Origin of the sequence: Tunturiibacter empetritectus (assembly GCF_013410875.1) — a bacterium.
Classification (GTDB): domain Bacteria; phylum Acidobacteriota; class Terriglobia; order Terriglobales; family Acidobacteriaceae; genus Edaphobacter; species Edaphobacter empetritectus.
Window position 1 is genome coordinate 414,200 of the sequence record NZ_JACCCU010000001.1, and the last position, 17,800, is coordinate 431,999.

The 17,800-nt window shown below is 57.4% G+C and carries 14 protein-coding genes and 1 tRNA gene; 9 read left to right on the forward strand and 6 right to left on the reverse strand.

What is annotated here, in order from left to right:
* Nucleotides 1–43 precede the first annotated feature (43 nt).
* The 4 genes from HDF08_RS01760 to HDF08_RS01775 all read right to left on the reverse strand — a co-directional run bounded on the left by HDF08_RS01760 (nucleotide 44) and on the right by HDF08_RS01775 (nucleotide 5,899).
* On the reverse strand, nucleotides 44–1,507 hold the full coding sequence (locus HDF08_RS01760) for a heavy metal sensor histidine kinase (RefSeq protein ID WP_179636724.1): 1,464 nt from the start codon (nucleotides 1,505–1,507) through the stop codon (nucleotides 44–46).
* Nucleotides 1,488–2,159, reverse strand: a complete 672-nt coding sequence (locus tag HDF08_RS01765; protein ID WP_179636725.1) for a heavy metal response regulator transcription factor — start codon at nucleotides 2,157–2,159, stop codon at nucleotides 1,488–1,490. Before HDF08_RS01765 ends, HDF08_RS01760 begins: the two co-directional genes overlap by 20 nt.
* Nucleotides 2,160–2,259: 100 nt before the next feature.
* Nucleotides 2,260–2,748, reverse strand: coding sequence for a hypothetical protein (locus tag HDF08_RS01770; RefSeq protein ID WP_179636726.1), 489 nt, complete (start codon nucleotides 2,746–2,748; stop codon nucleotides 2,260–2,262).
* A gap of 52 nt (nucleotides 2,749–2,800) precedes the next feature.
* On the reverse strand, nucleotides 2,801–5,899 hold the full coding sequence (locus tag HDF08_RS01775; protein WP_179636727.1) for a TonB-dependent receptor: 3,099 nt from the start codon (nucleotides 5,897–5,899) through the stop codon (nucleotides 2,801–2,803).
* 423 nt (nucleotides 5,900–6,322) lie between these two features.
* On the opposite strand from HDF08_RS01775, the gene HDF08_RS01780 reads away from it, so the two are divergent.
* The 4 genes from HDF08_RS01780 (at nucleotide 6,323) to HDF08_RS01795 (ending at nucleotide 12,208) form a co-directional block, all read left to right on the forward strand.
* Nucleotides 6,323–9,322 (forward strand): bifunctional YncE family protein/alkaline phosphatase family protein, encoded by a 3,000-nt coding sequence (locus HDF08_RS01780; protein ID WP_179636728.1) that lies wholly within the window; start codon nucleotides 6,323–6,325, stop codon nucleotides 9,320–9,322.
* A 507-nt stretch (nucleotides 9,323–9,829) separates the two neighbouring features.
* Nucleotides 9,830–10,012, forward strand: coding sequence for a hypothetical protein (locus HDF08_RS01785; RefSeq protein ID WP_179636729.1), 183 nt, complete (start codon nucleotides 9,830–9,832; stop codon nucleotides 10,010–10,012).
* A gap of 190 nt (nucleotides 10,013–10,202) precedes the next feature.
* On the forward strand, nucleotides 10,203–11,420 hold the full coding sequence (locus HDF08_RS01790; RefSeq protein ID WP_179636730.1) for an esterase: 1,218 nt from the start codon (nucleotides 10,203–10,205) through the stop codon (nucleotides 11,418–11,420).
* A 170-nt stretch (nucleotides 11,421–11,590) separates the two neighbouring features.
* Nucleotides 11,591–12,208 (forward strand): TetR/AcrR family transcriptional regulator, encoded by a 618-nt coding sequence (locus HDF08_RS01795; protein ID WP_218884471.1) that lies wholly within the window; start codon nucleotides 11,591–11,593, stop codon nucleotides 12,206–12,208.
* Between the two features lie 185 nt (nucleotides 12,209–12,393).
* Here HDF08_RS01795 and HDF08_RS21925 read toward each other — a convergent pair whose 3' ends face one another.
* Nucleotides 12,394–12,606, reverse strand: a complete 213-nt coding sequence (locus tag HDF08_RS21925; protein ID WP_306459655.1) for a hypothetical protein — start codon at nucleotides 12,604–12,606, stop codon at nucleotides 12,394–12,396.
* Nucleotides 12,607–12,910: 304 nt separating this feature from the next.
* A tRNA-Ala gene (locus HDF08_RS01805) sits at nucleotides 12,911–12,986 on the reverse strand.
* 210 nt (nucleotides 12,987–13,196) lie between these two features.
* Between HDF08_RS01805 and HDF08_RS01810 the strand changes: the two genes are divergently transcribed.
* From HDF08_RS01810 to HDF08_RS01830, 5 genes are all read left to right on the forward strand, one after another.
* Nucleotides 13,197–13,901, forward strand: coding sequence for an RNA polymerase sigma factor (locus HDF08_RS01810; RefSeq protein ID WP_179636732.1), 705 nt, complete (start codon nucleotides 13,197–13,199; stop codon nucleotides 13,899–13,901).
* The gene (locus tag HDF08_RS01815) at nucleotides 13,898–14,581 is read left to right on the forward strand and encodes a zf-HC2 domain-containing protein (protein ID WP_179636733.1); all 684 of its coding nucleotides are present in this window, start codon (nucleotides 13,898–13,900) and stop codon (nucleotides 14,579–14,581) included. The genes HDF08_RS01810 and HDF08_RS01815 overlap by 4 nt, the downstream gene beginning before the upstream one ends.
* Nucleotides 14,582–14,631: 50 nt before the next feature.
* Nucleotides 14,632–14,991, forward strand: coding sequence for a nuclear transport factor 2 family protein (locus HDF08_RS01820; RefSeq protein WP_179636734.1), 360 nt, complete (start codon nucleotides 14,632–14,634; stop codon nucleotides 14,989–14,991).
* Between the two features lie 140 nt (nucleotides 14,992–15,131).
* Complete coding sequence (locus tag HDF08_RS01825; RefSeq protein WP_218884472.1) at nucleotides 15,132–15,791, forward strand: haloacid dehalogenase type II; 660 nt, start codon at nucleotides 15,132–15,134, stop codon at nucleotides 15,789–15,791.
* Between the two features lie 145 nt (nucleotides 15,792–15,936).
* Nucleotides 15,937–17,664, forward strand: coding sequence for a tetratricopeptide repeat protein (locus HDF08_RS01830; protein ID WP_218884473.1), 1,728 nt, complete (start codon nucleotides 15,937–15,939; stop codon nucleotides 17,662–17,664).
* Nucleotides 17,665–17,800: the final 136 nt, after the last annotated feature.

Genomic DNA, 17,800 nt, shown 5'->3' on the forward strand with positions numbered 1-17,800 from the left:
GGCTGCCAAATCGCTCGACGCCAGATTGCCATCGTTTCTACGATTACATCGTCGGCTGTCTTGCGGGGAGGACCGGCATTTGGAGCGTAACCTGAGTACCGTGTCCCGGTGGGCTCACAATTTCCACATTGCCACCGTGAAGCTGCGCAATGCTCTTCACGATTGCCAGCCCTAGGCCAGTTCCCCCCGAACCGTGGGACCGCGCTGAGTCGACTCGGAAGAAGCGGTCAAAGACTCTTGGTAGGGCTTCTGCCGGGATACCGATGCCCGTATCGGAGACTTCGATGTGAACCGTGGAAACATCTGCATTTGCGCTCAACACGACTGTTCCGCCGGGTGGGGTGTGAGCTAACGCATTTGCGACCAGGTTGCCTACCGCCCTTTGCAAAAGCGTGCGGTCCAACTCGGCAACAACCGGTTCGCTGGCAACGGCAGCGGTGAGCGAAACTTCGCCGTCCACAGCCGAGGCTTCGTAGTATTCCCTTACTTGGTCCAGCAATTCGCCCACATCCACCCGCTCGCGGCGTAAATAGGACAACGGACTCTCCGCCCGTGCGAGAAAGAGGAGGTCGCCGATCAGATCCGACAGCCGCACAGCTTCCTCGAGGCAGGATTCGATCACATCGCGATATTCGCCGGAAGTGCGCGCGCGGGCGAGAGCCACTTCTGCCTCGCCGCGAATGTTATTCACGGGCGTGCGCAGGTCGTGCGCGATGTCTGCCGAAAACCTCGAAATGCGCTCGAACGACTCCTGCAGGCGATCCAGCATCTCGTTGAAGGTGCCTGCCAGAGATGCCAGTTCGGACGGATATCCTTCCGGACGGATACGTTCCTTCAGGTTGCTCGAGCTAATGTGGCGCGCAGTTGTCGCCATTTCCTCCACAGGGCGAATGCCGTGCCGCGCAATCTGGTACCCGATCAACGGAAAAATGGCGAAGGCCCCCAGCAGAATGACCCAAAACCAGAACCGGTAGCGTGCCAGCAGCTCCTCTTTTTGCGAGACATCAATCGCAATCTGAACGGTGTCGGTATGAGTTGCGGACAGCCCCACCTGAGCCAATGCGCTGGTAACGCGAAAAGCGTGTCCGTTGCTGCCTTTGATTCGGATCGTGCGCTCTGAGTGGTTTTTGGTTTTGCCGGCTAATTGCGCCAGGTCCAACTGGTCTGCCATGCCTGGCGTCGTTAGCACAGGGGTGTTTTGATCATCCAGCAGCCGAATATAAAAACGTTCGTACTGGCGCGCCGCCGATTCCAGCTCGATCTCCTCCCGCAGTGCGTCCACGTCATCGGGTCTTTCCTGCAACATAGTACGAAGCACGTGTACCTTGTCCGCGAGAAACAAATCAGTACTTTTGTCGAGTTCGCTCTCGAGCACTAAGTAGAGACTAACTATGGCGATGGTTACAAGAAATAAGCCCGCGAGTGCGTAGCCGGCGGTTAGCCGGAAGGCCAGAGTACGCCACAAGCGCGAGACTGTCGTGATTCTGCTACTCGGCTTCCAGGACATAGCCTGCGCCTCGAACGGTATGGATCAATTTAAGCGGGAAAGGATCGTCGACCTTGCCGCGTAGCCGTCGCACATTCACATCTACGACATTCGTGTCGCTGTCGAAGTTCATGTCCCAGACCGCTTCGGCGATCAGAGTTCGCGACAGCACCTCACCTGCGCGCCTTGCCAGCAACGATAAGAGAAGGAACTCTTTAGGTGTTAGATCCAACCGCTGACCGCCTCGCATGGCACGTTGACGCAACAAGTCGATTTCAAGGTCAGCCAAGCGCATACTTTCCTGCGAACGCGCCGGTCCTCGGCGTAGCAACGATCGTACGCGTGCCAGCAATTCGGAAAAAGCGAACGGTTTTACCAGATAGTCGTCCGCTCCTAATTCGAACCCTCGTACCCGTTCGTGCACCGCATCGCGAGCGGTAAGAAGAAGTACCAGGGAGCGCCCGCTTTGTTGTCTCAAGCGAGTCAAAACCTGCCAACCATCCAGCTTTGGGAGCATGATATCGAGAATGATGATATCGAAATGCATCTCCTGCGCGAGGTGCAATCCTTCCGATCCGTCTTCGGCGACGTCAACGACAAACCCTGCTTCTCCAAGGCCCTTCTTCAGGAACTTGGCGGTTTTAGCTTCATCTTCGACGACAAGAATTTTCATGATTCGCCAACCTTTCTCGAGCGACAGTGCATTTTGCCTCAATTCGAACGATTTCTATTAGTGCCTTCCCGTGACATCATTCGGGCTCCAGCAAGTATGCTCAGGTTTGTGGCAATTGCCGGAGATAGATGAGTGTTTGTCTTTCGGCTTTATCCGGAGACGCATTCAGGCCGTTGCGAACTCTCTGAAGAGCGGCGCCATTGTCAATCAGCGTCCACGTCTCTTTGGAAAGGATGATGCGGCCGTCTTCGTGTTCTTCCACAGAAAAGACCAGGCATGGTCCGTTCCAAACGATGGAAGTGTGAAACTCATCCCCATCATTCCCTATGGATACAGAGGTCTTACCATCCGTGGTGTAGCGTTGCACAGCGTACCGCGGCGGCCCAGAATTGCGGAGAGCGGCAGTCTCCACTATCAAGTCAGGATCGCGGTGCTCGATGTGCAGCGTGACACTGCCGGTTCGCTTCGGCGTCGAGCGTTCGCTGCTCAGTTTCCACGTCCCGGAGAAGTCTAAGTTCGGTGGCGAGCAGATTCCGGTAGACGCCAAAAACAGTGCCGAAAGCAAACCCAGAAAGAATCGTCTTTTCACGCTCGCAGACCTCTATCCCGCCATGCCATACTTCCTAGACCGCACTCCCTCATTAGAACTGCAGACGCAGCGCGAACTGGATCTCGCGCGGCGTTCCCGAGCCGACAGGGGTAATGGGCGACACGATCGCCGTGTTCAAGTTCACCGTATTGATGATGCTGCCAAACCCGGTTTGGCAGCCCGTTGGAGCTGACGACGAAAGGTCGCACGTAGCTTGCGGCTGGCCTAACTGCGGGTGATTGAAGATGTTGTAGAACTCCGAGCGGAACTCCAACTGTGCGCGCTCGCGCAGTGCAATCGTTTTGGCGGCGCCGAGATCGATCTGCCACGTGCCCGGACCGCGAACGAAGTTCCGGGGCGCGTCGCCGAACTCTCCAGCCACGGGGAGAGTGAAGGCCGCAGGATTAATCCAATGCGCTACACTTCTGCCTCCTTGCGGAGTGAGCGAGACGCCTCGGACCAGGTCGGGCCGCTGTGTGCCCGAGTTACCATCCGGCGCGACGTAGCTGCTGGGTAAAAGCACGTTCACTGGAAAGCCGGTGCGAGCGAGCGCCGTCGTAGTCAGCTGCCAGTTGCCGGCGATGGCGCTGGCCGCCCCGCGTTGGTTCAGCATCTGCTTGCCTCGGCCGAAGGGGAGCTGATAGACGGCGTTGCCATTGACCACATGGCGAGCGTCCCAGGCACCACTGGCCCACTCACAGGCCAGACACAGTGCGTTTTGCGGTGATATCTCGTCGCCGTCGCCGCTGCCGTTCGAGCCGTTGTCGATCTCGTGCGTATAGGCGTAATTTGCTGCGATCAAGAGCCCGTTCGAGAGCGGCCGCCGAACCGACACGGAAAGGCCGTTGTACGAGCTCGCGCCGACTGACCCGCGCCAGCCAATGGCGGGGGCAAACGCCGGATATTGTGGAATTCCGGTAGTCGGGTCGATCAGGTTCACCACGTTAGTCTCCAGCAGATGCACGCCATGGCTGCCCAGGTAGGAGATCGTGGTCACGAAGTTCGCAGGTAGTTCCCGCTGCACGGAGAAGTCCCACTGCTCAACATAGCTGTCCTTGCGGTCCCGTTGTTCGGCATTCGGTGAGATGGTTCCGACGGTAAAAAACGGATCGGGCGGATAGATCACATTCTTCACCGAGTAGGAGGGCACTTCGTTCTTGGCGGGCAGATTCTGATCGTCCAGCTGGCCGTCTTCGTGGTACATCCCGAATCCGGCGCGGACCACTGTCTTTCTATTCCCGGCAGGGGACCAGATGAGGCCAACACGCGGATCAAGGTCGCCGTAGTTTTGATGACCAAAGCTGGCGCCCACTCCGCAGAATCCCTGGGGGCCGCAGGTGGCAAAATCGAAGGGGTTCCCTTTGCCGTGCGCTTCGTCAAACAGTTGGAAGACGGTGTACCGCACGCCAAGGTTCAAGGTGAGATTGGGTCGCACTTTGAATTCGTCCTGGATGTAGCCGATAATCCAGTTCTTGCGCAAGTCGTTGACCGGCAGTGAACCGGTCAGACTTGCTTTTCTCGCCTGGTTCGCTGCCAGTGCCTGGAGCGTGGAAAACGTAACTGTCCCGTGTTCCCCATAGTGTTGGTTCAATTGAATGTGGCGGACCTCGACTCCGGCTTTGAAGGTTTGCCGGCCATGGCTCCAGGTCAAGTTGTCGATCCACGAAAACGTGTTGCCCACGTAGATGCTGTTGTAATCGTAGTTCTGGATGCCAAATCCGGGACCCGGACCCGCGGCAATTGCAATCTGATAGACGGAGCCGGTTTCACTGGAGTTATAGGTGTTGGAGGTGGAACGGTTGTATCCAAATTTGGCTTCATTCACCAGGCTGGGATTGAAGATGTGGAGCAATTCGAGCGCGCCATTGATCGGCGTGGTCACCCTCTGCTGCAAGTCCGTCGCGGTAGTCGAAACCGGCTGCGTATTGACCGACCGGTCGTAGTTGAAGCGAAGGAATGCGGTGGTCTTGCCGGAAACATGCTGATCGAGGCGCAGCATTGCAGAGTTCTCGTTAACCACCTGCCTGCACGAGCAGGTGAGCAGGTCGTAGTCCGCGTAGTTCGGACCGCCGTTGGCTGGCGTGTAGGGCGTCACAATCGTATTTGGACCTGCTCCCGGATAGGCGTTTACGATGTCATAGACTTGAGACGAATTCGGAACTTTTGCCTTGAAAGCTGCGCTTGGCACGTCGCCGCTCACCGGATACCCCCAGACTTGCCGGTAGGCTTCAGAAGCTAGGTAAAAAAAGGTCTTGTCGTGCACGATGGGACCACTGAGTGATCCGCCGAACTGATTCAGACGAAGCGGCTGCTGCGATTCGCCGTTAGAGGCCCAGGACGGTTCGGGCGCGTCAAAATAGTCATTGCGCAAGTATTCAAAGAGGCGCCCGTGGAAGCGGTTTGTGCCTGAAGGCGAAGTGACTGCCAGTTGGGCGCCACCGGTCGCGCCTTCCTCGGCGGTTGCCAGCAGCGTGTCAACCCGGAACTCCGCGATCGCGTCCAGCGGAATGGAGAGCCGCGCCCAGGCGCGCTGCGTCTGATTCGCGATGTTGGTCACGTCTACGCCGTCATAGGTGAAGTTGCTGTCGTCGAGGCCCCGTCCGGCGAACCGGATCGACCGCTGATTGCTCCCGCCGGTGTCGATGGCGCCGGGAACGAATGCCGTCAGCGCGGCCCAGTTGCGGCCATTCAGTGGTAGTTCGTCGGCCTGGGTTCTCTCGATGAGGCCGGTCACCGCGGCGGTGTTGCGATCTAGCAGTTCCGAACTGGCCGAGACTTCCACGCGCTCCTTACCGCCCGATACCCGCAAAGCTGCATCCAGAGTGCGCGTTCTCCCGATGACCTGCTCCACATCCGCAAACGTAAGAGTCTCAAAGCCGGGGTGATCGAAGATGATGGTGTATTTACCCACCGGAAGCTCAGGCATGCTGAATCTTCCATCCGTGTACGACGCCGCTTCACGCCGGAGTTGGGTAGAGTCCTCTATTGCAACGATGTGTGTTTGCGCCAGCAGCCTGCCCGTCGGATCAGTGACCGTGCCGTTCAACCCGCTGCGGTCCACTTGCGCGAAAGCAGGAATCACACAAGAGAGAGAAGAGATCGTGAAAACAACGAGCACAGACTGGAAGAAAAAAGAGCGGATTTTTTCCATGTTTAGCCTCGCAAGATGAAACTGCTATCGGCGACCGATAGGCTCTAAATTCTTATTGGGGGATCGAGAACATTACAATTTCGTACTCTAGGAGCCTGGATATTTCGCGGTTGTTACAAATTCCGAACAGAATTGTTAATAAGTAATTCGGTTCGATGTGACTTCAATTCAACGGCAAATTCACTGAATTTTCGGCGTGCCGTCAACGAAAGCGGCTCGCGAACCAAAATGACAAGAATGTAATTTTGCTGTCATGCCGCTGTCCGGCCCGGGGTTTTACTCTTCAGCCGTCGACAGTTCTACCGCGGCTTCGGCAGATCCCCTTTCAACTTCCTTGTAGAAGTACGGCGACCGCAATGTGCACCGCAAGATTGTGCCAATCGCCGATTACCTAATGAAAGACAACTTGGAGGAGAGCTCTATATGTCTCGAAACACGTTCCACCAGAACTCACCACTTACTGTCAACAGACCCCGCAACAATAGCCTGACGGCATGGTTCGGACTGCTGTCGATGGGTCTTAGCGTCTCGGCGCTCGCGCAATCCGTACCGTTTCCGACCTACACCGTCGGCCCTCAGCCGGATGGCTCCTATGTCGTCAGCGATGGCACGATCATCACGCCCGCCGGCACCCAGGTCGATCTGGGCATCCGGGTCCGCGCCAAAGCCGTTGCGCTCAACCCGGACACGAAGACTCATACCGCCGCCGTTCTTACCATGGGAACGTCGCCGTCCAACGGTAACGGAGCCGTTGAGATCTTCGACACCAAAACCGGGGCTGTCCTACAGAGCTACAGCAGCCTCGCCGGGACCGATTCGAGCGGCAGCCATGCCGGCATCACCTATACCCCGGACGGCAAGTACCTGCTCTTCAGCCAGGACAGCAGCTACGTCGCTATCGCCAAAGTCGATGCGAAGACGGGCAAGCTCTCTGACTACGCCCACGTCAGTGTTCCCATCGACGGCAGCCTCTACAAAATCGAAGGAATGCCGTTCGACTACAAGCTCAACACCGTCACTTGCCCCCCCAGCAGCGCTCCGGGAACCGATGGCAGCTTCGCCCACTACTGCAGCCACACGGTTGGGACTAACCCTTCCTCGTATCCCCTCGGCATCGCCGTCTCTCCCGACGGAAAGACCGCATATTCCGTGCTCGACGTGAACGACACACTAACCAAAATTGACCTGTCTGCAGAGACACCGACTGAGGGTGCCCAGATCCGCGTCGGCAACGTCCCGCACAGTGTCGTGATCTCACCCGATGGCAAGACCGCCTACGTCTCCAACGAAGCCGGCCGGATCGCGAAAGAGAGCGATCCGCGGCAATATTCTGATGGCACTCCGGTTGTAGCCGATGACGTCACTGGCTCCACGTCCACCGGCACCGTTTCGGTAGTCGATCTGTCCACCTTTAAAGTCACCAACACCATCTCCACTGGTCTGCACCCAACCGGCATGGCCTTCTGGGGCAATTACCTGGTAGTCGCCAATACCTACGACGACACCATCTCCATCATCGACACGGTAGTCAACCAAGTAGTTCGCACGATCGACGTTGGGCTTCCCATCCGAGTGCCAGGCGAGAAGAAAGCCGCCTACGGTGCTGGACCGAACTCAATTGCCATCGATTCCAACCAGAGCATTGCCTATGTTGCGCTGTACAACGCGAATACGATTGCTGTGGTCGACCTCAACAGCGTATCGAGGGACGCTATTCTTGGAATGATCCCGACTGCGTATGCGCCAAGCTCAGTCGTGCTAGACAAAAAGAACGGCACCCTGATCGTTGCCAACGACAAGGGCATAGGCTCCAAAGGAATTCCCCCGCAAAATTCGCTCGGAACTACTCACGGCGTCACCAGCTATAACACTCACCAGGACCTTGGAACGGTTAGCATCATCCCACTGCCTAGTGTCGGCACGTTGGCGGACTGGACCAATCAGGTCTATCAAAACAATCACTGGGACCTGACCCGGAATATCCGGACTGCCGCCGACGGCGATTCGCACGTCAAAGCAACTGTAATCCCGAGGAACATCGGGGACCCATCGTTGATCAAACACGTATTCCTGATCATTCGTGAAAACCGCACCTACGACCAGATTCTGGGCGACGTTGTCGGCGGCAATGGCGATCCCACCCTGGCAGTCTTCGGCGCTGGCGTCACACCTAACGCGCACGCTCTGGTAAAGCGTTTCCCGCTCCTCGATAACTTCTACGACCCCAGCCGCCAATCAGCGGACGGTCACAACTGGATCGTCCAGGCCATGGCGCCCTACTCCGACGACATCCAGTCGCCTGACTGGGTCCGTGATTATCCCTCCAACGGCGGCGATGCGATTGCCTACCAGAAGAAGGGCCACCTCTGGGATCAGGCGGTCAAGGCCGGCATTAGCTTCAAGAACTTCGGGGAATACATCGAGTGGAATTCTTTTAGTGTTGCGGGTTGCACTGCGACTTCAAGTGCCGGGACTCTGTATCCACGTATTCATGGGTTCACCGGTAGTTGCCACCCGACCTGGAGCCAGTTCTATGCAGACACGCAAGCATATGAATCTAAAAAGGAACCTGAACTCAAGTACTACGACACGATTGATTCCTACTCCCCACTTCCGAACCTGATCAAAAACACGGTCAAGAACTATCCTCAGTTCGATTTGGACATTCCCGACCAGTACCGCGTCGATATCTGGGAGCAGGACTTCCAAAAGGATGTGAAAGCGGGGACCGTACCTCAGTTGTCCATTATGTGGATCAGCTCCGACCATACCGGTGGCCCCCCGACCGCGGTGGCCATGCAGGCCGATAACGACCTCGCGCTTGGGCGCTTCGTTGATATCATCAGCCACAGCTCGGTATGGGCTTCATCAGCAGTCTTCGTCGAAGAGGACGATGCTCAGGACGGCGTGGACCACGTTGATGGTCACCGCAGCCCGGGATACGTCTTTAGCCCATACGTAAGGCAGGACGGAGTGGTTGACTCCACTGCCTACACCCAGGTCAACATGACCCGCACCATCGAGCAGATCCTCGGTCTGAAGCCGATGAATCAGTTCGACCTCGTAGCCTCGCCGATGAAGACAATCTTCACTGACGATCCTGATTCAGATAACTTCAAGCCATGGAATCACGTGCCGAACCTTATCCCCTTGGATCAGGGCGTCAGCCCGGCTGTGGCGCTCAAGGACGAAAGTCCTGCGGCCAAGGCTCTGAGGGTCGGTTGGATGAAGAAGAAGGCCCAGATCTTCGCCGGCAAGCACACGAAGCCGGACTCTGAGGATCCGGACACCGTCAACCACCTCACCTGGTACGAGGCCACCGGATTTATCCGGCCCTATCCTGGCGAGGCGAAAGTTCGGCCGGCGAGTGACTTCAAGAACCGTAAGGCACCCGCAGGAGACAAGGACGACGACGGAGAATAACCAATCCCTTCCAACGCTTCCCATTGCCCTCTCTTCGCTTAGCGAGGAGAGGGCTTTTTGCGTCTGAATAGCAACGGAACAGAAACCAGCACTAGCAGCGATTGAGGCTTTCCAACAAACCCGCGCTCGTCTAAGCCATCGCGAGCAGCATGCGATGGCGACGAGGCCTGGAGTTCTGTTTCAGTTCTTACCGCATGTGATGGGCGTTTGGTCCACGGCTTGTGTCCTCGGGGTGTGCGGTCCGTGGGGTGAAGTTTTGACGAACCGATCCTTTGGCTGTCGAACCCACTCAGGATGGTTCACGGGGTTGCCTTTCGCACCTCGCGACTCCTTTGGAGACGAAGGTCATAAGCTACATTGACAACGCCCGAGTAGGTTCCGCGAGAACAGCGTACTCTCTAGATCACCCGCAGAGAGATCTGGCCGGTTCTGTCTCCGCCGAGTCAGAACCTATCGCCCGCGTGATCTTGCTGAAGCTGCATCGAGAGTGGGGTCGGCCAAGTTCGTGTGATTGAGCACATTGGTGAAGGTGCCCTCGAAGCCGCTCGTAACGATCCGGCTTGCTTTGTGCGTGGATTCGATCTGATGACCATCGATGAAGTACAAAAAGCCTTCAAAGTGCTGCGCGTGCTGAAGGCCATCGAGAACACAGAGTCGAGACGCATCTCCCGAAAACAGGCGTACGCATAGTTGGCACGGAAAGCGACTGCGTCTCTGGCGGCCATATGTTCGAGTTGTGTGAGATCGCTGCCGATGTGTGGCGGACATAGCCGACCCGGCTATGCGATGCGTTCAGTGATGTGCGGAAGCTATAATCGTCCGGCATTTCGAAGTTGCCAGCCGGCTACACCGAAGATGATTGAAGTCGAAAGGGTATTCCATGATTCGTCTGCACGCCAGAGGTCCGCAATCCATTTTCGCGGCTTCATTGTTATTTGCATCCCTTGGCATTTTTTCCACCGCCATCCAGGCGCAGCAGCCTGCAGCTTCGGCCGCGCGTCCAACAGCGCCAGTGCCGTTGGTTCCTGCGCCCGCTGCAACTCCTGAGGTTCACGATGATGGGTCGGTGGTCTTCCGGCTGGCCGCGCCGAATGCACAGAGCGTTGGACTGGATCTCGAAGGCGTAAAGGGCGCTCTTCCCATGATTAAAGGAGCCGATGGAATGTGGACGACAACAGTTCCAGGGTTGGCGCCAGAGTATTACAGCTATTCCTTCACAGTAGATGGAACGAAGGTTCTCGATCCGCACAATACGTTGATCAAAACGAGCTTCTTCAACAACGATAATGTCGCCCTCGTGCCCGGCCATCCTCCTATGCCCTGGGAAGATGCGGACGTGCCGCACGGAGAGGTGCACCACCACTACTACCGTTCCGATGTGGTCGGTATCAACAGCCAGTATTTCGTCTATACGCCGCCGGGATTTGACCCGCGCAGCACGAAGAAGTATCCGGTGCTCTATCTGCTGCACGGCTACAGCGACGAGCCCACAGCCTGGACGTTTATGGGCAGGGTAAACATCATCCTCGACAACCTGATCGCCACTGGCAAAGCGAAGCCAATGATAGTTGTGATGCCGTGGGGCTATGGCGACATGTCCATCATCAAACAAGGGTGGGCGGCCTGGCGCGACCCCGCCGTGGTGATAAGCAACTTCACGAAGTTCGGGACGGCGCTGTATACCGAGGTGATGCCTCGCGTGAAAGTCGAGTATCCGCTCTCAGAAAAACGCGAAGACCATGCCATCGCCGGTCTCTCGATGGGCGGCGCCGAGACCCTGCTGGTGGGACTGAACCATACTGACGACTTCGCCTGGATCGGTGCCTTTAGCGCGGGCGGAGTCGGAAACGATCACTTCGAGCCGTTGTTTCCGGCTATAACCGCGAAGACCGGAGCGCAGGTGCAATCAAAATTGAAGTTGCTATGGATCTCCTGCGGAACCGAGGACGGCCTGTACGATCCCAACCAGAAGTTCATCGCCTGGCTCAAAAGCAACGGGATGACGCCGATGGCTGTCTCCACACCCGGCATGCACGCCTGGATGGTCTGGAGGGACAACCTAAGCAAGTTCGTTCCTCTATTGTTTCAAGTGAAGTGAGTCAGCGTATCTGGTTGACAAGAACTATATGTATCGAGAGCCCACCCACCTCTCTTTGCGAACTCATATGTTCGCGTCAACTTAGTGTTCACTACAAAATTGAGTAGACCTATTTGCAAATGCACGTCAAGTGTTTCATAGTAATAACTATGAAAAAGGCTGTGAGTTCAGTGAGACGCAAGCCAGGACGACCTCTGGGCTTTGACCGCGAAGCCGCACCGCATCAGGCGATGCTGCTGTTCTGGCGGCACGGATACGAAGCTACTTCGGTCAATGATCTAACCGCCGCCATGGGAATTACGCCGCCTAGCCTCTATACCGCGTTCGGAGACAAGAAGCAGCTTTTTCTTGAAGCGCTTCGGTGTTATCTTTCCGGCCCGGTCACCTCCGAGTCAATCATCGATGAGGCACCAACTGCGCGCGATGCGGCGGCTGGCTTGCTACAGGCTTCAGCGACGGGATTTACCGGGAAAAGCACTCCAACGGGATGTTTGCTGGCGAGTTCGGCGATCAGCTGCTCACCTGTGGCTGCCGACGTGCAGAAAGCATTGGCAGAGATTCGTATCAACATCGAAAAGCGCCTGCGGAAGAAAATCACCAGCGATCGAACGATGAGCAAGCTCAGGCACACGGCCGATGCAGACGCACTGGCGGGTCACGTTATGGCAGTAATCCAGGGAATGTCCACCTTGGCTCGCGACGGTGCCACGAAGGAAAAACTCTCAGCTATAGCTTCTACGGCTATGCTGGCGTGGCCAGGTAATTCAGCGATGAGCGACTTCTCGTAGCGGCCTAAGAGATGGCAAACATGCTCTTTGTCGGCGTACACCCTTATAATTAAGCGGATATACCAGCGGCCGGCGCTCAGAGCTAGCACCTAGCTGCACTCGCGCTCCAGCCGTAATCCACCTCTTGCCAGATACCTCGGACCGAGCAAGGCCGGTCACTTGGTGGCCTGCTGCCACAAGCTCCTTTACAATCGCGAATCCGATAATCCCGTGGCGCCCGTTACAAAGATCTTCATTTCTAAAATCTCCTCTCTCAAAACTTGTGGCGCTTGGCGTGCTGCGTGCTCAAAGAGCGAGTACATCCTGCTCTTGATCTTCGCTTTCGAGGCCGGGGCGAGCGAGCGTGGCTTCTCGCGGATCTCGAACTGCCACTGCTTGAGCACGGCCTTCGGGGCCAAGATGAGAATGCGCTCTCACGGAGGTATCGGAACTGGCCACCGCGTCTCCTTATCGCGGACGAAGTCGGCCTCGGCAAGACGATCCAGGCCGGTCTGCTGTTGCGTCAGGCATGGCTCCGTCCACAAGATAGCCAGCTGAACTGGCCAGAAATCTGAAAGCCCACCTTGAATGGTGGGCTTTTGTTTCGCTTACCGTGTTGCACGGACTGGCCCTGTTCTGAGCGTGTGCCCTTATCGTGCCCCGATCTGAGAGCTTCTGATGCTCGAACGTTGTCCGCAAGCTGCTGATTTTGAATTGGATTATTGGTGGACCTGATCGGGATCGAACCGATGACCTCTTCCATGCCATGGAAGCGCGCTCCCAGCTGCGCCACAGGCCCACTCTCAGGAAGGACTCTTTCTATTCTGGCCGAGAGCGCGATATTAGTCAACGTGCGCGGGAACTTATCTCCCCCCTCCCGGTGTCTAAAGCTAACAGAGTGAGCGAGCACTCGGCCGCCGGCGGCGCAGTTTCTAACACCTTTTTGGAGCGTCGCATGCTCGAAAGTTGCATAGCGATTCATCACGTCGTAATGTAAAGGACACCCGATATGCAGGCGGGCACGATAGTGGGCAATCTAGCCAGTGCGATTGGCATCACAACAGAAGACGTCGCTCTCATCGCTGACCTCAAGGCCGGCTCCGAGGAGGCGTTCGCTGTGCTCATCGCGCAGTACCATCAGCCCCTCTATTCGCTCATCGCACGCAGCCTCAACGACCCCGCCGACGCCTCAGACATCACCCAGGAAGTCTTCATCAAGGTATTCCGTAGCATTCGCGGCTTTCACGGCGAGGCCAGCCTGCGCACCTGGCTCTATCGCATCGCGCTCCACGAGGCCTCCAACCAGAGACGATGGTGGTCCCGACACAAGAAGCAGGAGATCACCATCGACTCCTCCTTCGAATCCGATCCGGATGCGGAAAATAGTAACCTCAGCCTCGCATCCACACTTGCCGATCAGTCCGGCTCTCCCTTCGACCACGCCGCCCAAGCCGAAGTTCGCGAGCGCGTCGAAGCTGCTCTCCGCCAGATCCCCGAGGCCTTTCGCACTGTAGTCATCCTGCGCGAGATCGAAGGCTTCGCCTATGAAGAGATTGCCGAAATCCTCAACGTCAACCTTGGCACCGTCAAGTCGCGACTCACCCGGGGCCGCTCCGCCCTTCGCGCAATCCTGAACCCCGACGGCGTCATCGCCGCAGCTAATTCTGCATCTTCCACTGACCCTCAGACGTCCAAGCTGGAGGTGGCCCAATGACCTCCCTGACCTGTCTGAAGTGCCAGTCTTCTTTCTCGGCCTATCTCGACGGCGATGTCAGTGGACAGCAGATGCATAAGATCGCGTCGCATCTCGAAAGCTGTTCCGACTGCAAGCGCGAGTTTGCCGCCTGGCGTACCACGCAGCACATTCTCTCAAGCGTCGGACCGGCGAAGGCGCCTGCTAACTTGGCGCTCCGGCTTAGGCTGGCTATCTCGCACGAACATTCCAAGCGCAAATCCAGTTGGATTGATACCGTATCCCTCAAATGGGACAATACCGCTCGTCCTATGCTTCTCCAGGTCTCCGCAGGTTTCGCAGGCACCATCGCACTCGTTGGCAGCATCGCGCTCCTCCTCGGGCTCTTCGCTGCGCCGGAGCCCGTGATGGCAAACGACGAACCCCTCGGCGCGATGACCTCTCCCCACTATCTCTACTCCTCGGTCAACCCGCACGCCATCCTCACCGATCACGATGGAGTCATCGTCGTTGAGGCCAGTGTGAACTCAGAGGGAAAGGTCTATGACTACCACATCGTCTCCGGGCCTGAGAGCCCTGCGGTCCAAAGCCAGGTGGTCGATCAGCTATTGACCAGCGTCTTCCAGCCGGCCAGCGTCTTCGGTGCTCCGGTGCGCGGGCGCGTCGTGTTGACGTTCTCAGGCATCTCCGTCCGCGGCTAGAAAGCCGATCACCCCAATAAAGTAGAAAGTCCATGCAAAAGTAGAAGTCCATGCCGACCGACCGCGAACTTCTCGTCTCCGCCTACAAACACTTCAACGCCCGCGACATCAACGCCGTCCTGAACCTCATGCACTCCGATGTGGACTGGCCCAACCTGATGGAAAACTGTCGTGCCCACGGCCACGCAGAGGTTCGCGACTACTGGACTCGCCAGTGGGCCATCCTTGACCCTCACGTCGAACCAACCGGCTTCACACCCGAATCCGATAGCCGCACCACCGTTCACGTCCATCAGGTTGTTCGCGACCTCACCGGCAAAGTCCTCGTCGATACGATGGTGCAACACGTCTACCATGTGCAGGATGGCCTCATACGCAGCATGCACATCCGCGACCACGCTGCTTCCTGAACCCTGTAGCTACGGAAGATAGGTGCCTTCGTGCCCGAAAACGCCCTATGAAGCGCAGAGAGTTCGTGAATATGTTGGCTGTAGCCTCGATAGGATCGGTGCTTTCCGCTGAGGCACAACCGTCCACTAATCAAAAGCGCATGAAAGCGATCGCGTTCGACGGATTCGTGATCTTCGATCCCCGCCCTGTCGCGGTGCAGGTGCAGAAAGAGTTTCCCGGCAGAGGCGCGGAGTTCATGAATCTCTGGCGAACACGCCAGTTCGAATACACCTGGCTTCGCACTCTCGGCAATCAGTACAAGGATTTTTGGCAAGTCACCGAAGACGCGCTCCAATATACCGCCAGTGCTATGAAGATGTCGCTCACTACCGTGCAACGCGACGACTTGATGCAGACGTATCGCTCGTTGCCACTCTGGCCCGATGTGCCTGCAGCTCTCAAAGAGCTTCGTCGCCGTGGCATCAGAATGGTCTTTCTGTCTAACTTCACTGAAGCGATGTTGGAGACGAACATCAAAGCAGCCAATCTCGTCGACCACTTTGAACCGCACCTGACCACTGACCGAGTCAGAGCATATAAACCAAGCCGAAGTGCTTATCAGATGGGGCTGGATGCGTTTGGGTTGAAACGAGAAGAGATAGCTTTCGCCGCATTCGCTCCATGGGACGCCGTGGGTGCGAAGTGGTTTGGCTATCCCACCGTTTGGGTGAATCGTGCCAATGCGCCCCTGGACGATCTCGATGCACAGCCGGATGTCGTAACACCCGACCTCTCAGGCCTATTGAGTTTTGTTGGCTGAAAGCTCTCAGACGGTAAGTTGCCACCCCTGCCCCCGCTCCCATAAACTTCACGTGAGCGTCGAATCTATCGTGTCCTTTTCAGCAAAGCCGTCTTCCTGGCCCCATCCCGCCTTTATCTCCGTGTGTCTCGCGTCATCCCTTTTCTTGACGCCTCTCGCTGCCAGGGCCCAGTCAAGCTCCTCAAGCAGCAGCTCAGAGGGCGCAACCGACACGACCATCTCCAAAGAACCCCCCACCAAATCCGCCCCCCGCATTGCTCAACCCGAAGCCGGCGGTTCGGCCATCACTCTCGAAACCAGCGAGCCTCTCTTCTACCTTGCCGTTGCGCTCAACGTTTGCGGCTACGACGCTGATCTCGCCAACTCCGCCCCAGTACGCCTGAGGATTCGCGATGACATCAACGCGCAGGTTGCCGCCTCTCCCGAAGCCCGCACCACCAGGGACGCACTCTGCGGCTACGTCCGCGAGCACACCCTGAACGACGCCAGTCTCAACCTTGCCCAGTACATCTCGCTCGCTCTTTATCTATCTCCGCCCCCAACCCTCTCCCCCATCGTCGGCGAGACAGAGCTGCCTCCCGACTCCACCCAGGTCGTCAACATTCTTCCCTTGCTAAGAACCTTCGCCGACGACGTCCACCTCCACGCCATCTGGATCGAACATCGTCCCGAGTACGAAGACCTCCTCAAGCGCGTCCACGATCCCCTTACACGCACGATCCTCAACACGAACGTCTACCTCCACCTTCCAGTCAGCAGCTACGATGGGCGCCGCTTCCTCGTCCTCCTCGAGCCCATGCTCTCTCCCTCCACCACTAACGCCCGCATCTACTCCAACGACTACATCGTCGTCACCTCGCCCTCGGCCGAACCTCTCGGCGCAGTCCACATGGACGACATCCGCCACAGCTATCTTCACTACGAGATTGAGCCTCTGGTCTACTCCCGCGCCTCCGCCATGGAGCGCCTCCAGCCTCTGCTCAAAGCCGTTCAGGACGCGCCCCTCGACTACGTCTACAAGACTGAGATCGTTCCTCTCATCACCGAGTGCCTCATCAAAGCGGTCGAAGACAGAACCATGGATGTAGGCATCTCCAAACCAACCAAGCCCACCGCGGTCAAGCAGCGCGCCGAGATCGAGCAGTACAACGCCGACCTTAGCGCCTACGATCGCGAAGCCGAAGCCACCCGCCGCAAAGCCGTCGACCTTGCCATGCGTCAGGGCTGGATCCTCACCGAGTACTTCTACAACCAGGTCGGCCAGATGGAGAAGGAGTCCGTCAGCCTCAAGGAGTACATGGGCGAGATGGTCTACGGTATGGACGTAGAGCGGGAGCGCCATCATGCCCAGCAGATCGCCTTTCTGCCCTCCGGCAGCCGTGATGTTCTTCGTCGCGCCCCCCAGCAGCTCACGGGCCTGCAACTGGCCGAAGAGAAGATCTTCAAGGGCGACCTCGACGGTGCCTCCGACATCGCCAACAAAGTTCTCGCCGACCCCAAAGGCGACCACGCCCAGGCCCATTACGTTCTCGCCCGCGTCAACCTCATGCAGCGCCAGCCCGGGGCCGCCTTCGCCGACTTTCAGGAGGTACTCGACTCCTCCAAGGACCCCCGAACCCTCGCCTGGTCGCACATCTACTTAGGCCGTCTCTACGACGTCAAAGACGATCGCAAGAAGGCCGTATCCGAGTACCAGGCCGCCCTCACCGTCCGCGACGCCCAGCCCGACACCAAAGCCGCCGCCGAAAAGGGAATCAAGGAGCCCTTCGTAGCTCCAAAAGTCGCTCATCAACAAGAAGAAGACGACGACGCCCCGCTGGACCCCAGCGGCAAAGCCGAAAAAGACGCCTACCGCCCCCCACCCCCGCATTAGGGATGCCGTTGCCGTTGCATTTGCTTGTTCTTGCGTCGTCATTCTGAGCGCAGCGAAGAATCCCCGCATTTGCTTTCGCTTTCTATCCCGTCAACTCGTTTCTGTCTTTGCTCCCATCCGCAAGAGTAAGCTTTCC

Excerpts from the sequence above, each read along its gene's own strand:
- HDF08_RS01760 (WP_179636724.1), bottom strand. The coding sequence starts at position 1,507 with ATGTCCTGGAAGCCGAGTAGCAGAATCACGACAGTCTCGCGCTTGTGG.
- HDF08_RS01765 (WP_179636725.1), bottom strand. The coding sequence starts at position 2,159 with ATGAAAATTCTTGTCGTCGAAGATGAAGCTAAAACCGCCAAGTTCCTG.
- HDF08_RS01775 (WP_179636727.1), bottom strand. The coding sequence starts at position 5,899 with ATGGAAAAAATCCGCTCTTTTTTCTTCCAGTCTGTGCTCGTTGTTTTC.
- HDF08_RS01780 (WP_179636728.1), top strand. The coding sequence starts at position 6,323 with ATGTCTCGAAACACGTTCCACCAGAACTCACCACTTACTGTCAACAGA.
- HDF08_RS01790 (WP_179636730.1), top strand. The coding sequence starts at position 10,203 with ATGATTCGTCTGCACGCCAGAGGTCCGCAATCCATTTTCGCGGCTTCA.
- HDF08_RS01810 (WP_179636732.1), top strand. The coding sequence starts at position 13,197 with ATGCAGGCGGGCACGATAGTGGGCAATCTAGCCAGTGCGATTGGCATC.
- HDF08_RS01815 (WP_179636733.1), top strand. The coding sequence starts at position 13,898 with ATGACCTCCCTGACCTGTCTGAAGTGCCAGTCTTCTTTCTCGGCCTAT.
- HDF08_RS01820 (WP_179636734.1), top strand. The coding sequence starts at position 14,632 with ATGCCGACCGACCGCGAACTTCTCGTCTCCGCCTACAAACACTTCAAC.
- HDF08_RS01825 (WP_218884472.1), top strand. The coding sequence starts at position 15,132 with ATGAAAGCGATCGCGTTCGACGGATTCGTGATCTTCGATCCCCGCCCT.